The sequence below is a fragment of the Chitinivorax tropicus genome (assembly GCF_014202905.1).
GTDB classification, from domain to species: Bacteria; Pseudomonadota; Gammaproteobacteria; order Burkholderiales; family SCOH01; genus Chitinivorax; species Chitinivorax tropicus.
This window is the reverse complement of sequence record NZ_JACHHY010000012.1, coordinates 105,733-119,574: the sequence shown is the minus strand read 5'-3', so window position 1 is coordinate 119,574 and position 13,842 is coordinate 105,733. Positions and strand designations below refer to the sequence as shown.

General features: G+C 64.0%; 17 protein-coding genes. All 17 read right to left on the bottom strand.

The window, feature by feature from the left end:
• Window positions 1-3: 3 nt before the first annotated feature.
• On the bottom strand, window positions 4-600 hold the full coding sequence (locus tag HNQ59_RS10940) for a glycosyltransferase family protein (protein ID WP_184039001.1): 597 nt from the start codon (window positions 598-600) through the stop codon (window positions 4-6).
• Window positions 600-2,870 carry a phage tail protein gene (locus HNQ59_RS10935; RefSeq protein ID WP_184038999.1) on the bottom strand — a complete coding sequence of 757 codons (2,271 nt, stop codon included), beginning with the start codon at window positions 2,868-2,870 and terminating at the stop codon, window positions 600-602. The genes HNQ59_RS10940 and HNQ59_RS10935 overlap by 1 nt, the downstream gene beginning before the upstream one ends.
• Window positions 2,870-3,085: a hypothetical protein gene (locus HNQ59_RS10930; RefSeq protein WP_020200527.1), complete on the bottom strand. Its 216-nt coding sequence runs from the start codon at window positions 3,083-3,085 to the stop codon at window positions 2,870-2,872. The genes HNQ59_RS10935 and HNQ59_RS10930 overlap by 1 nt, the downstream gene beginning before the upstream one ends.
• The gene (locus HNQ59_RS10925) at window positions 3,082-3,309 is read right to left on the bottom strand and encodes a hypothetical protein (RefSeq protein ID WP_009521704.1); all 228 of its coding nucleotides are present in this window, start codon (window positions 3,307-3,309) and stop codon (window positions 3,082-3,084) included. The genes HNQ59_RS10930 and HNQ59_RS10925 overlap by 4 nt, the downstream gene beginning before the upstream one ends.
• Before the next feature lie 18 nt (window positions 3,310-3,327).
• Window positions 3,328-4,116 carry a DUF2163 domain-containing protein gene (locus tag HNQ59_RS10920; protein ID WP_184038997.1) on the bottom strand — a complete coding sequence of 263 codons (789 nt, stop codon included), beginning with the start codon at window positions 4,114-4,116 and terminating at the stop codon, window positions 3,328-3,330.
• 5 nt (window positions 4,117-4,121) lie between these two features.
• Window positions 4,122-5,693 carry a hypothetical protein gene (locus HNQ59_RS10915; RefSeq protein WP_184038995.1) on the bottom strand — a complete coding sequence of 524 codons (1,572 nt, stop codon included), beginning with the start codon at window positions 5,691-5,693 and terminating at the stop codon, window positions 4,122-4,124.
• Window positions 5,690-6,748 (bottom strand): hypothetical protein, encoded by a 1,059-nt coding sequence (locus HNQ59_RS10910; protein ID WP_184038993.1) that lies wholly within the window; start codon window positions 6,746-6,748, stop codon window positions 5,690-5,692. Before HNQ59_RS10910 ends, HNQ59_RS10915 begins: the two co-directional genes overlap by 4 nt.
• A 5-nt stretch (window positions 6,749-6,753) precedes the next feature.
• Entirely contained in the window at window positions 6,754-9,459 is a 2,706-nt protein-coding gene (locus tag HNQ59_RS10905) for a coiled-coil domain-containing protein (RefSeq protein ID WP_184038991.1), read from the bottom strand.
• The gene (locus HNQ59_RS10900; protein WP_184038988.1) at window positions 9,459-10,100 is read right to left on the bottom strand and encodes a DUF6441 family protein; all 642 of its coding nucleotides are present in this window, start codon (window positions 10,098-10,100) and stop codon (window positions 9,459-9,461) included. Before HNQ59_RS10900 ends, HNQ59_RS10905 begins: the two co-directional genes overlap by 1 nt.
• A gap of 3 nt (window positions 10,101-10,103) precedes the next feature.
• The gene (locus HNQ59_RS10895) at window positions 10,104-10,259 is read right to left on the bottom strand and encodes a hypothetical protein (protein ID WP_184038985.1); all 156 of its coding nucleotides are present in this window, start codon (window positions 10,257-10,259) and stop codon (window positions 10,104-10,106) included.
• Between the two features lie 29 nt (window positions 10,260-10,288).
• The gene (locus HNQ59_RS10890; RefSeq protein ID WP_184038982.1) at window positions 10,289-10,690 is read right to left on the bottom strand and encodes a questin oxidase family protein; all 402 of its coding nucleotides are present in this window, start codon (window positions 10,688-10,690) and stop codon (window positions 10,289-10,291) included.
• Window positions 10,690-11,442: a phage tail tube protein gene (locus HNQ59_RS10885; protein ID WP_184038979.1), complete on the bottom strand. Its 753-nt coding sequence runs from the start codon at window positions 11,440-11,442 to the stop codon at window positions 10,690-10,692. Before HNQ59_RS10885 ends, HNQ59_RS10890 begins: the two co-directional genes overlap by 1 nt.
• Before the next feature lie 2 nt (window positions 11,443-11,444).
• Window positions 11,445-11,648, bottom strand: coding sequence for a DUF7210 family protein (locus HNQ59_RS10880; RefSeq protein WP_184038976.1), 204 nt, complete (start codon window positions 11,646-11,648; stop codon window positions 11,445-11,447).
• Between the two features lie 4 nt (window positions 11,649-11,652).
• The gene (locus HNQ59_RS10875; protein WP_184038973.1) at window positions 11,653-12,078 is read right to left on the bottom strand and encodes a hypothetical protein; all 426 of its coding nucleotides are present in this window, start codon (window positions 12,076-12,078) and stop codon (window positions 11,653-11,655) included.
• A 10-nt stretch (window positions 12,079-12,088) separates the two neighbouring features.
• Complete coding sequence (locus HNQ59_RS10870) at window positions 12,089-12,367, bottom strand: head-tail joining protein (protein ID WP_184038970.1); 279 nt, start codon at window positions 12,365-12,367, stop codon at window positions 12,089-12,091.
• Window positions 12,367-13,389: a major capsid protein gene (locus HNQ59_RS10865; RefSeq protein WP_184038968.1), complete on the bottom strand. Its 1,023-nt coding sequence runs from the start codon at window positions 13,387-13,389 to the stop codon at window positions 12,367-12,369. The genes HNQ59_RS10870 and HNQ59_RS10865 overlap by 1 nt, the downstream gene beginning before the upstream one ends.
• Window positions 13,390-13,464: 75 nt before the next feature.
• Complete coding sequence (locus HNQ59_RS10860; protein WP_184038966.1) at window positions 13,465-13,842, bottom strand: head decoration protein; 378 nt, start codon at window positions 13,840-13,842, stop codon at window positions 13,465-13,467.

Here is a 13,842-nt window from a genome sequence, read left to right as displayed (position 1 = left end):
GGTTTATCTCCAGAGATTCGATGCCTGACGAATACGCCGGACAGCGTCCGGATCGCCGGTGCGATGGCTTTGCTGCGGGTGTTGTCGCCAGTGCCGCCCAACGATGGGCAGGTACAGCACGCCGCCGCGCTTGGCCACGAGCAGGGTCAGCAGCCAGTCGGCGAAGTTGTTGAGGTCGGTGGTTTCCTTGAGCACGGCTTCGACTACGGATCGACGCATCACGATCAGGCCGTGCACGTGGCTGGCGCTGTTCGCGTGCTGCCAGCGGCTGTAGGCCAGACGCCGCACCGCGATGTCCTGGCCGTTTTCGTCGGTCAGCGCTTCGTCGGTGTAGGCCATCACGGCCTGCGGGCAGGCATCCAGCGCATCGGCCAGTTGTGTGAAGGCACTGGGTTCGTACAGATCGTCGGGATCGACGAAGGACACCAGCGGCAACGCGCCTTGTGCATAGCCTACCGCGCGTGCCTCACCGATAAGGCCTGGAATGCCGGGCAGAACGTGCAACTGGATCGGCGCACCTTCAAGACTGGCGATGCAGGCCTCCCGCCATTCGGCAGGCTCGTTCAGGGAGAGCAGATGAACATCAATGCGCGGCTCCATCACACACCTCCCCAATACTGTCCCCAACGCAGGCCGTAGCCCGCGCGATCCATGACCCGCACCTGCGGCTGCCAGCTGCTCAAACCATCGCGCTCGGCGCTGATCTCCACCGTGATGCGGTCGCCCAGCGCACCGGCATCCAGCGCGGCCACTGCTGCCGTCCAGATAAAGGCAGTGCCGAGCAGTCCCGTTTCGATGTGCGCCAGCACGCTGTTGCGATTGCGGATACGCAGCGTGTAGGTCACGCCCAGTTCCGGCCCGATGTCGCCCTCGTCTTGCTGCACGAGATAGGCGGTCTGCTGCGTGCGGTCGCGATGGACCCACGCGACGGTGAGGTCACCGGCCACCACGACAGGCTCGGTCTGGCCATTGAGGCGGATACGACCGGGTGGATACGGCAAAGCCTGCCGACCGGTCAGCACCATCGGCTGCCCATTGGCGGCCAGCACAGGATCGCCCTGATCGGTCGATGTGCGAGGAATCGCACCCACGAACACCGACTCGCCCGGGGCGCGTTCGGCACCTTCCGATGCCAGCCATTCACCAACACCGATCAGTCGAGTCCCCGAGGCATGTGCTTGGGGCGTGGTGTCGAGCATGCCGCGTGCGAGATCGATGGTCGCGTCTGCGGCATCGAAGGCCAGGACGGCAACTACCTCTGCAATCGACCCGCTGGCATCCACGAGATAGGCGTAGTCGCCCTCGGCCAGCCTCTCTGGTTGGCTGATAGCCGTCACCGGCACGCCGATGGCATCGAATTCGCTGGCGGGCAAGGCTGCATCAAGCGTCAGCAGTGGTGCGTAGTCTTCGCCCACGACAGCTGCGAGGTCGCCGCCTGAAGCGCCGATTGCCAATTGCCAATTCAACTGCCCCGAGCCACCGGCGGCGGCCAGCGCACCGAGATAGGTGTCCGTGACGGTCAGGTAGGCCAGCTCTGCGCGCGACAAGCGCCGGGCAAGTTCCCAATACGGCACCTCGACGGCCAGCACCAAGGCGGGTGGCAAAGGTTCGATGGTCGGATCTTCGATGTGCGGGGGCGGGGGCGACAACACGGTGTTGCTCATCCCGAACACATCTTCCATCGCTTCAATGCGCCATTCCGCCGCGCCCAAGGTGCCGGTGTCGATGCCGGTGACGCGCACCACCATCTGATCCACACCCAAGCGCGGCCAGTTCAGCAGGAATAGATCGCCCGGCAGCGGCGCACGTTCCAGCGTGTCGCGTGCCACGGTCAGACTCATCCGGGCCAGGGGCGAACCCAAGGCGCGCAGGTCACGCAAGGCCAGCCGTGCGGCCAGCGGCCCGTAGTTGACGCCCGGGTAGTCGCGGCGCTGATTGATCACGCCGCCTTGCAATTGGATGGCGGCAAGATTCTCCACTGTGACCGTCGCATCACCGCCGGTTTGCCAGTCGGTGTAGACCACGGTCAGTTCATTGGGCAGCTCGCCCCACTGGGCGCGCTCGAAGCGTTCCAGTCGCACGATTTCGTCGGGCCCCAACTGCGGCAGGCTGTCGATCCAGTAGTCGTCGCGCAGCAGCTTGAGTTCAAACGTACCTTGCTCCGGATCGGTGTAGAGGATGCCGCCGATGTGGTCGATGACCTGGCCGATGAAGCTCTCGATGGGCTGCTGGCGCGTCCAGATCAGATTGAGGCCGAAGCCCTCGCTCGACAACGCCCATGCCGCGTTCCAGAGGCTCCAGCCAATGGTGCTCTGCGGATAGCCCATGCCCCAATGCGGATCGGTGAGGCACTGAACCAGGATGTGCGCCGGATTCATGCCGACGCTGATCTCCTGTCCTTCGTCCTCATCCCATGTGCGGACTTCGGAATCTCCCATCCAGGCATGGTCATGCCAACCGGCATTGAAGCGGCGCACCCGCACCGCCCAAGGTTTGATATAGGGGTTGTTGGCCGCAAACAGGATCTTGCGCGCCACCAAGGACAGCACGCCTCGGAATGCCGGAATGGCCGCCCCAAGGCGACTCATCAGATAGTCGTTACGCCCCTGACCAGCATGGCCCGACAGCACATCGATGGTGCCGACCACGCCGCCTTCACGCTCGTCACCACCAAACAGCGTGGGCTTGTTGATGAAGAGACTGGTCAGCCCATGCCCGTTCGATAGCGGCGCGCGGTCGGCATCGCCCCACGCGGTTCGGTCACCCATCTGGATTTCCTGCACGGCATCGACGGGCCCTTGGCACAAGGCCAGATGCAGCCCCATCCGGTAGCGGTAGCCGACAGTTTGCGATTTACTGCTGCCACCCATCAGCCGTGCTCCCGCTGGCTGGACTGATTTCGGGCGTGCTCGACCACCCGCTGCGCCATTGCATCGCCGGTGGCCAGCAGGGTGTCGGCGTCACAGCCATCCCGCAGAAAGGCGCGGAAGTCCAGATCGTGACGCGCAAACCATGTGCGCGTGCCGTTCACGCACAGGCCTACGGCGCGCACGTGATCGATGGTGATGACGGTCTGCGTGGTCATTTCTTGCCACCTTTCTTCTTGATCGGATCGGCTTCCAGATCGCCGTACCAGACGACGTTGGAGCCGCGCAGCAGCACGGTGCCGAACACGACGGGAATCGGTCGGCCTTCTTCTGCGGTTGGGGCATCGACGTCGGACAGGGACGCCGGTTTGGGTTCGGGCGGTTTCGGGGCGAGCGCGACCGAAACCAGCGCCGCCACCACGATGACGACGAGGTACCACATGGCGATTTCTCCAGGGATTCAGAACACGCCGGTCGAAAACGGGTTCTTGCTTGGGATGGCGGGAAAGCCGCCGTAGTTGTCGAGGTTGCCGAAGCGCGACTCGCACGTGGCCGTGCTGTGGTCGCAACCGACCGTCAGCAGCACTTCGGTGCCGACCTCAATGGCTACCGGATAGAGCAACTCGACGCCGCCACCGTAGTCATTGACGATCATGTGGCGGGCACCTTCCGGGGTTTGCAGCCAGCCACCGGCCAAGCCACCACTGACGCTGCCGGGCGAGCCACCGTCGAGATCGACGTTGCGGCCATTGCTGTTGCTCACCAGGGCACTGGCGGAAATGGGTGAGGCACCACAGGCAGCTGAATACAGCACGTGAGAACACTTGCGGCTGTAGAGCCGCCGCAACCCGATACGCTTGAGGCTGACCTGCGCCGACTCGCAGCGAACGCGAGCGACATCGTCAGCGACTTCGACGCCCAGCACCCGGCCCATCCAGCGCGTACCTGAGATCCACCAGTAGTCGCCCCACGTGTCTCGTCGTCCGATACGCAGGGTGATCGAGGTGGTGTCGCCGGTCAGCGAGTTGGCGAGCAGATGGCGCACCAAATCACAGTTCGGCGGCAGTTTCAGATCCAAGCCAGCCTTCGCAGCTTCAGCACCCAGCGCCAGTTCGTTGCGTTCGATGGGCAGGCTTGCGTACAGATTGCCGTCCAGATCAACGTCGAATTCGTGCGGCGTCAGGTAGAACTGCGCGCTGTTGCTGGCGAAGGCGTATAGCTCGACTTCCAGTAATGGGTTCTGGCTCATCGTGCTTACTCTCCCTCGTAGGTTTGACGGTCATTACCGCGTGGTTCGGGCAACTGGCGCGCGGTCAGGGTGATCTCCAGCAGCGTCGGGCTGTGCCAGTACAAGTCGATGGCGTCGTGATCCAGGCGGCAGCGCACGAGACGAATGACGCGGCTGCCTTCGGGCACCCAGTCGTCGAGGCCCGAGCGCAGAACCAACACACCGCCATGATCCAGATGGCAGGTCGCCGTCAGGGCGTGCTGCCGGTATCCGTCCGGATGCACGATCAAGCAGGCGGCGGGGCGATGCCAAAACGCAGAGATGTCTTTGCCATCCACGCGCAGGAAGCCATCTTCGGGATCGGTTTCGACGGTCACCCGCAGGATCGGGGCCAAGCCATCGGGCAGCCAGAACGCTTCCAGACGACCTTCAGTGCGCCACAGTCGCGCCCGCCAGATTTCGATTTCATCCAGTGAGCTGGCCAGATAGCGCCGCTGCAAAGTCGTCGTCGACCACGGATCGTCCCGGCGCACCCTCGGATCAGCGGGTGAAAAGTCCTGGCGGGTGATCGTCGCTTGTGCGGCAGCCGTCGGATCGTCGCGCCAGTTGCCATCTGGCCAGACCGGGATCTCGTCGAGCCATGGGTCATCGAGAACATCCTGGTCGGGCAGTGGCGCAGGTTGGATCTGTGTGGGGATGTTGGCGCCGACCATGCCAGGCACCCACTGGGTGAGATCCACCGGGTCGATGGCCTTGCCCCACACCAAGGGCATGACGGTGCTGCCCATGGCTGCGGCGCGTGCCAAAGGCTCCGTCAGCCACAGCAGATCGCTTTCCATATCGCTGAATTGCGCGATCTGCCAGCCATCGGCGGAGATGATCAATATCCAGCGGCCATTGTTCTCAGTTTCCTGCCAGCCCTGCACTCCGTCGTAGGTCAGATGCACATTGGCCGAGAGTGGCCCGAACTGTCGCCCGTCTGCCTCCGTCACATTGAGTGCCAGTGCGCCACGTTCGCAGGACTCGGTCAGGTGAACCGCGTACTGCGGCAGCGGCCACAGCGCCATTTGACCGAGATGATCGGCCAGCCAGTCGGCCACCAGGGCATCCGTCTGCCGGGCGTTACCCACCTTGTAGGTGAGCCAGCGCCGGGGAACGCGTCGGCGCGCCTGTCGGGATTCGTTGCCGCTGGCCAGCCGCGTGACGCTGGTCTGCCACTCCAGCCGTTCCACGAGGGGCTCCATCCAATCGTGTCGGAAGGCAAACACGCCGCGTTGCGCATCCGGCCACGGCTGGTCGCCAAAGGCATCCATACCCGTGGCGACGATGGCGCTCGAGGCCGTATCTCGGCGCAGCACTTCGACTAAGAAGGTCGGTGTATCGATGGGTGGCCAGGGGCCTGCCAAGGATTCCGCCAGCAGGCTGGCCGCAAGATTGGGAGGCAGCGGAGCCACAGCCGATTCCGGCGTAAAGCGGGCTGCGCTCGCCCCAAAGGTGGCACGCGAGAGCACTTCACTCTGGAAGGCGGGCAGTTCGCTTCCCGGCGTCGGCTTGCTGGAAACCTCCGTGATGTCTCGAACGACGACGCGATCCGTCATGCCGACTCCACGCCGAATTCAGCGGCATTGAAGGCGGCCTCCGTCCACTGCACGCTGCCGTTCGGATTGCGCTCGAACAGCGTGCTCTGCCAGGCCAGTTGCTCCTGCAGAATGATGTCGGTACTGACGGCGCTCTGCGCACCACTGACCACGAGACCTTTGACCTTGCCCAGACCGGCGTCGGTCTTGCGCGCCAGCATGGTCAGTTGCACGCCGTAGATGGCGGGCGTGGCCATCACCGGCAGCGGCTCGACATCGAAGGACTGGCGCAACCCCACGCTGGGCGCACTGATTGCCGTAGCCTCGTCCTCGTCACTGACGGCTTCCCATGCGGCAGTGCCGACCGGACTGGCTGTCCACTGGTTTAGGCTGCCATCGGCCTGCGCCTGCAAGGCATCGACGCGCACATCACCGAGGAATGTGTTGTTGATCGTGCCGCTGGTGTCAGCGATGTAGAAGTCGTCGACGTCGATGGTGAGTGGACAGTTCTGGCCAGGCACCGCGCCCACGAATGCCGTAAGCAGTTGGCCACCGCCTTGGATGGTGTTCTGCGCCGTCATCTGGATGGCCAGGATGCCGTTGATGCGCACTGACAGAATGCCGTTGCTGGTGCCTTGCGTGACCTGCAACTCGATGTAGTGCCAGCCGCGCGCCGGAGCGCTGGCGACTGATACAGAGATCAGCTGGTCGTAGCCGTATTGCCAGCGGTAGAGCTTGAGCCGACCGTCCTCGCCGATTTTCACGAGATGCGCGACCTGCGAATTGGCGTCACGCACGCCGAGCAGCAAGGGTTCGGTGTAGGTGTTCTGGTACGGCACCACGCGGATGGCGGCACCAACGATCAGGCTGGTTTTGGTGGCGTCGAGGTTCTTGACGTAGCCGCCTCCGGAACCTTCCGGCAATCGCAGGGCATAGGAGGACGGGCGACGGCCATTGATGCGGGTGGCCTGCGGCGACAGGTAGGCCGCCTTGCCACGTGCGAGCCACGGATCGCCAAAGCTGTCCACGGCCTGCGGGTCGTAGTGATCGAAACCGTCGATGAACAGAAGTGCCATGAGATTTACCCTTGCAGCGCCGCACGGATGGCCCGTGCATTGCGCCCGATGATGTTGACGATGACTTTCTCCCCGGCAGGGGACTGCAGGTGGTCGTGCGTCACGCCCGGATCGACTGCGTTAACGATGCGCACCGCCTGATTCATCTGCGGCTGCGCGGGTGGCACTTTCACTTCCGGCACAAGACCACCGGCAGCAAAGGCCAGCTCACCACCTTTGAAGCGCGGGCCTACCGACAAGCCATTTAGCGAGTCGAGGAAGGCCACACCGACCTGGCGAACTGCGGCCGCCCGCACCACGTACTCGCCTGCGGACAGACGTGCCGGGATCGAATCCGAGGTGGCGCTGCCCGGCCCGGAGACCAGACCGCCACCCGCGAACTTCTTGATGCCGCCCAAGAGCGCCATGACTGCGGCGACCATGGCTACCATCGCGGCCACCGCGAGTGCCGGGCCAACGTAGGGAATTGAAGCCTGCGACGCCGCAGCCCCGGCTCCCGCCTTGGCCGCATCCATCGACACCACGGCGGTGGTTTCGGTGGTCTTTTGCGCGACCTTGGCGGCGCTGGCCGCCGCATCGACGGTCTGCTCCTGCTGGATGAAACCCAACTTGAGGGCCAGCATCCGCGCCTGCATCGCGATCCACTGCTGGAACGGCTGGATCACGATCTGCTGCAGGAAGGCGTCGGCCACCTGCTGAAAAATGCTGGCCAAGGCACTGCGCCAGGTCTGCGCGCCGGTGATCATCCCGTTGAGCGCACCGCCGAAGCTCTCACCGATGCGGTTCCACAGCGGTGCCATTTCATCGACGGTGAGCTTGGTGCGATCCAGCTCGTTGCGCCACGCCTGCACGCGAATCACTGCATCGGGCCCGATGGCCTGCGCGGCTTGCTGCATGGTCGGCAACAAGCGCTCCATCTCTGTGGCTGATTGCTGTTGCAAGGCCACGATCTGCTGACGGGCCTGCGTTTCGGTGAGCAGACCGGCCTGCTGCTGGGTCTGAATGGCCTCCTGCGCATTGCGCAGACGCTCGGTGACCTGCCGCCATTGGGCCTCCAAGGCCGCCAGATTGGCCTGCGCTGCCTTCACGTTGATCAGCCGGTCAACGAGCGACACGCCGTCGGCATCGCTTTCTGCCGCCAGTCGCGCCCGTAGATCGCGGTAGCTACGCTCAATGGCAGCCTGCCGGTCGGCATCTGTGGCTGTGCCGGTGATCTGTGCCAGTTCCTCACGCGCCTGCGCCAAAGCATCGGCCAGTTCACGCTCGGCTTGCGCAGCCTTGCGCGCATTGGCCTGCTCGATGTCTGTGCGCCGGTTGTTGAGCGTGATGAGGTCGGCTTCCGCTTTGGCCACTTCAGCCTTAGCGCGCAGGCGGTCGTTTTCTGACTTGCCCGTGGTGGCGACTTGCTGACTGCGCGCCAACTCTTGCTGCTTTCGGGCAATCTCGGCATCGACCTCGCGTTGCTCGATGGCCGTCTTCTGCGCGTAGTAGTCGCGCACCGAAACCAGACGGTCTTCAAGTGCTGCATCCAGCGCAGTTTGCTGCCGCGCCAGTCCGTCCTTGAGCAGCGTGAACTCGGCGTCCAGCTGCGCTTTCATCAGCGTGGTCTGCGCGCCGGTCGTGTCCTGCGCGGGCTTGGCGGCCTTGGGTTTGGTCAAGCGCTGCAGAAGTTCCGGATCGGCCTGAATCTTGGGAGCCTTGACCTCAATGGGCTTGGGATCGAACAGGCTGTCGCGGAAGGACGCCAGCTCATCCAACCGTTTGACCAGATTGCCTTTGAGGTCGGCAATGATGGCCTTGGCCCCATCGGTGTTGCCCTTGAGCGCTTCCACAGCGGCAGCGACACCTGCACCTATGGCCTCGCCCAAGGCGACGAAGGCCTTGCCAACCGTGGCGGCACCGAGCGCCAGGGTCTTGAGCACCAGCACCACGCCATCCAGGATCGCGCGCAATGTGCCGCCTTGCTTTGCAGACTCGACCATGCCACCGGCCATGTCGTTCAGGGCGGGCAGCAAGGAGGCGATGATCTGGTTGCCGATGCTGGTGGTGGCCAGCTTCAGCTTGTCGAGCGCATCGTTGAAGTTGCCAGCCTGTGCTGCAGTCTCACTGCTCATCTGCACGCCGAGCGCCTGCATCTCGGCGGCGAGCTCGTTGATGCCGTCGCGCCCCTGATTCAGAAACGGGATCAGCTCCGCTCCTGACTTGCCGAACAGTTGCACGGCCAGCGCAGTCTTCTCCGCGCCATCGGGCATGGCCTTGAAGCGCTCGGCCAGATCCAGTAGCACCTGATCGGTGGCACGCAGGGTGCCGTCCTGGTTCTTGAACTCGACGCCCACCGCAGAAAATCCGCGAGCGGCATCTTCCGACCCGGTCGCGGCTTCCAGCATCGTGGTGGACAGCTTGCGCAGGCCCTTCTCGAAGGACTCGCCGGAGACACCTGACTGCTCGGCTGCCGGTTTCCATACCGACAGGGTTTCGACACTGACACCGACACGTTGCGACATCTCGTCCAGCGCGTCGCCAGTGTCGATGGCCGATTTCACCATAGCGGTCAGCCCCGCCACCGACACGGCCACACCAAGGTTGGCCAGCACGCCATTGACGCTCTTGGCCGTATCGGTGAGGCCGCCCAAGCCCCGCTTGATCGAGTCGAAAGCGGTCTTGGTCTGGTCGACGGCGCTGATCAGGATTTGGGCACGATTGCTTGCCATCAGACTTTGTCCAGTTCTTGTTGAATCGCTCGCGCCAAGGCAGGTAGTGCGCGTTGCACGCCACCCGCCAGATTCAGTCGTCGTTTGAGATCGACGCGCTTGACCAGCACGGCGATGGGAATTTCCTGGCCGCGCTTGATCTGTTTTGCGCCAGTCCGGGCACGCTCGGCACGCTTGAAGCGGTTGAGCTGCCCGGCGTTCTCTTTGATGTTCTCGGCCATCAGCAGCACGCGACCGTTCTTCTCGATGAAGAAGGTATTGCCCGAGCGCATCAGGCCATCGATGACCGCCTTGAAGCGCTTGGGGCCGATGCGCCCGGGCAGCAGCGGTATCAGCAAATTGCCGCTCACCGTGCCGCCTTTTTCATGCAGGCCGAGCCAAGGAATCTTGCTGCCCACCAGCAAGGCGGGCAGTTGCTCCGGCTTCTTGTCGAACACCTTCACACCCATCGATGAGATGAAGCTGTTGCGCTTGACGGTGAAGGCGCTGCGCATCTCGGATCGCGCGGCATCACGCACCTCGCGTCCGCCCGACAGCATGCCCTTGGCGACGGCGGTGTGGATGGCACGACGCCGCTCGGTGCTCCACGCTGCCAACTGGCGCGGGTCCAGCAAGCCGGTGGTGGTGAGCGAGAGACGCATGGCTCAGTCCTTCAGAAGATCGCGTTGCAGTTGTTCGATGCCACGCTTCTCGCCCTGCGCTGCCACGGCATGAATGCCGAGCAGCTGGGCCAGTTGCTGCCGCTCGATCTGGCCGTCGACATCCAGAAAGGCTTGCGCTTGGGTGAGTGTGTAGGCCATCACGTCGCCAAGGCGGTGCCCGGAGCGGATCAAGCGGGCGATGGCAGCGTCCCAGCCGAGTTCGTCAGTGAGCGCAGTGTCGGCGCGAGTCGCTGGGCTGCGCCCTGAATGCTCGGCACGACGTGCGCCACGAAAAAATCCGCGTTCACCTCGAACACGGCGGCGGCCAGTTGCACGGCGTCCGCAAGCTGAAGGTCATTGATCCACGCGCGTTCACGCCGGGTGGTGATCGCCAGCAAATCCAGTACGGCATCGCCGTGCCGCCCCAGCAGCGCCATCCAGTCCGGATCGCTGGTGATTTCCTCGGCCAGCGGACGCACCACGGCCAGTAGCCGTGGCAACTCGCCCAGCCGGATCGGTGTCAATTCCAGCGCCGTACTGGACAGCGTCACGACCACCGGTGCAGGTGGGAAAGTCTTGAAGTCATCCATCACAGCAGCACCAGACGGCCAAATTGACCGAGATCACCACCGACTGGCTTGGTCAGATCCGCCAGTACTTGGCCCGACAGCTCGAACTTGAGCAGTTCGTCCGTGATGATCGAGAGTTCCTTGGCCGGGTTGATGGCCACGCGGTACAGGTCGATCACCACCTCGCGGTTGCCGTCGGCGGTGTTGAGCCCCTCGAAGCGAATCCAGCGTTCTGGCAAGGGCTGGGTGAACATCGCCGTGCTCTGCGCCGCACCATAGGCGTAATCGACGGTGAACGGCTCGGTGTACGGGCCGCCCGACGTGGCATCGAGCACCACCAGCGAACCGTGCTTGGCATTGACGCTGTACTGGCTGGCCGGGAGCGTCTTGGGCGTGGCATCTGAGTCCTGGATCTGCACGGCGGACACGTTTTGCATGGCCAGCGGGTAGAGGCTGCCCGGCGTGACCGGGTTGGGCAGCAGTGCACTGGTCACGGTGCCGGGGGTGATCGTGGTCGTGGTGCCGTAGAGCGCGAGCGCCAGATTGGTGGCGATCAGTTCCTCCAGCGTGCAGGCGAATTCGCCCTTCTTGGTCTTGATGAGCTGCAGGTCGGTCAGGCGCTGGCCCGACTGCGCTTCCTGGTGCTCGATGGTATCCACCGACAACGATACCTTCAGTTCGGGCACGTTGCCGACGAAGGTCAGTCCTGCTGGGTTGCCGAGTTCATCGCGTGCGCCGATGTAGACGCGACCTTGTCCGGAAAAGTAAGCCATGTTCAGTCTCCTTGGGTGGCTGCAGTTGTGGAAACACCGGACGTGGCATCACGGCGGGTGGGTTTGGAATCAGTGGCTGGAGTGGCCGCTTTGGCCGTGCCTTGTGTGATCAGCCAACGGGCGCTGGCGTCATTCAGATCAAGGCGATCACCTACGGAGAGGCGCTTGCCTGCATGGGTATGGGGTTTCAGTAGTTCGATGTGCATGTATTCATCCTGTTTGGGTGAGGTCGATGGCGTGGGTGCGGTAACGAATCTCGTAGCGGGCGGGCAGCGCGACGGCCCCGGCATCGGCGTCGTCGAACTCCCATTCGCAGTCGATCTCGCGCACGGCGATGGCCAGCCCGCCCAGATTCGGGTCAGCCAGCAAAGCCGCGTGGGCTGCGACCAGGGCCTGGTCGGCCACGTCGAAGGCATCCGCTCCGCGTGCCACCACGGCAAGCCGGACGATCAGCAGCCGGTCGACGAGGTGGTTGGCGTGGGCTGTGATGCTGTCGCCATCGACAAACAGCAGCAGCGCCGGACTGGCCTCGCGGGTGACCGGCACGGCAGGCATGCGCAGCACCGGGATCGGGGCAATCGCAGATGCCAGGCGCGTGACGACCTCCCGCAAGACGCGCTCGCGGACGGAGTTCATGGCGGATTCCTCAGAGTTGGGTGAGCGAGGCGCGACGCTCGGAACCGTCGCCGATGGCACGCACGTCGCGCACCTGATAGGTGTTGCCTGCGACCTCGACCGTCTCCCCAACTGCCAGCGTCAGCCAAGACGCCGGGTAGTCGATCTGGTAGTCCCGCGACAGCGCGAAGCCATCCAGCACGGTTTCGTCCGGAGCGCGGAAGGCGCAATGCACCGTTCCGCCCGCAACCGTGACCGGCGTCAGCAGCCCGGCGTTGCGGGCGGCTTCGTAGAGCGTCGTGACATCCATCAGGCAGAGGTCAGCTTGATCAGCACGCCTGGGCGGTGGCACATCGGCAGCGGGTTCGATTGCGTGTGCAGATCAGTGCCACGGTCGAATTTGCGTGGCTCCTGCTTGGCATACAGCGGCTGACCGATGGTGTTCACGGTCTCGTTGAAGTCCGCTGGCGCGAAGTAGGTGGCGAAGGTGTCCACCGTGCCGACCGGGAATGCATGGGCTTCACCAGCGGCGATGAACCGGCGCGACCCCAGCGTGCCGTCGGCCTGCACAAAAGTCGCCTGGCCCCGGTATTCCTCGAAGGTGATGCCGCTGTAGCTGAAGCCCGAGCGCATGTCGTTGATCAGCACCGCGCCCTGTTGCCAGTTCTGGTAGGCGGTCTTGACCTCCTTGTGGGTGGTCAGCGCCCGGAAGAACTCGGTCGAGCACAACACATGCACGCCGGTCGAAAACTCGCCCGTGAGCCCATCTTCCATGAGCCCAAGCAGCTCCAGGCAGGCGCTCTTGATTTGCCCGTTGTCGGCCGCCGTCGAAAACTCGAAGGACACTGATTGCGCGGTGATGTCAAACTCGTCGAACAGATCGACCAGCTCGCTGCCGTCGGCATCGAGGATCTTGCCCTTGAGTGCGCCCATGCGCAGGTGCTCCAGGGTGATCGCGTGCTTGTTACGCATGGTCTCCAGATGACGGGCCATGACACCGCCAATGGCTTCCATTTCGGTTTCGGAACCAAAGGCGCGCAGGCCTTGCACTTCTTCCGGCAGCACCACGTCGTCGTGCGGGATGTGCGGGATCACGAAGGAGCGCAGGTTGCGCTTGCCACGTTCACCCACCGTGCCGGGCGAACCGGGCGCGCGGGTGGGCAGCAGGTTCAGACGACCGGCGTACTCCTCGACGATGATCTGCCGGGTGCGCACCGGCTTGGCCGGGAACAGGTTGAGTTGCTCCAGCCGTCCATAGCGGTTGGGCAAAAGGTTGATGGCGGCCGTCAGGCTGGCCATCGAGAAGCCGGGGTTTTCAAAAGGGTTCTGCATTTGGGATCTCCAGAAATGACGAAACCCGCCAGCGGCGGGTTTTCGGGGGGAGTGAGATGGATCGTTGGGACGGGATCAGGCGCTCTCGCGCACCAGCACCCCAAGGGCGGTGAGTTGGGCAACGGCATTTGCCTTCTGTGCAACCGTCAGACCGGTCGGCCAGACCAATGCGCCGCGCGCGACGATGGCGTGGCGGGCGATCAAGATCGCGTCCTCGCGGTCGATCAACGTCGCATCGACGTCATTGCCGAGCACGCCAACGGCGGTTTCCGTGCCGTCCGTGGCGCTCGGGTCGAGGGCCTTGAGCTTGGCGCTAGCCGTTTCGCGGCCCACCACCGTGCCCAGCGACAGGTTCTGCGCGGCAGCGACGGTGTCCTGGTCACGCGAGTAGAAATTCGGCGCTTCGTACTTCAGCATGTCACCGAGGTTCTTGGGTTGAGAGACAGTGGGCAT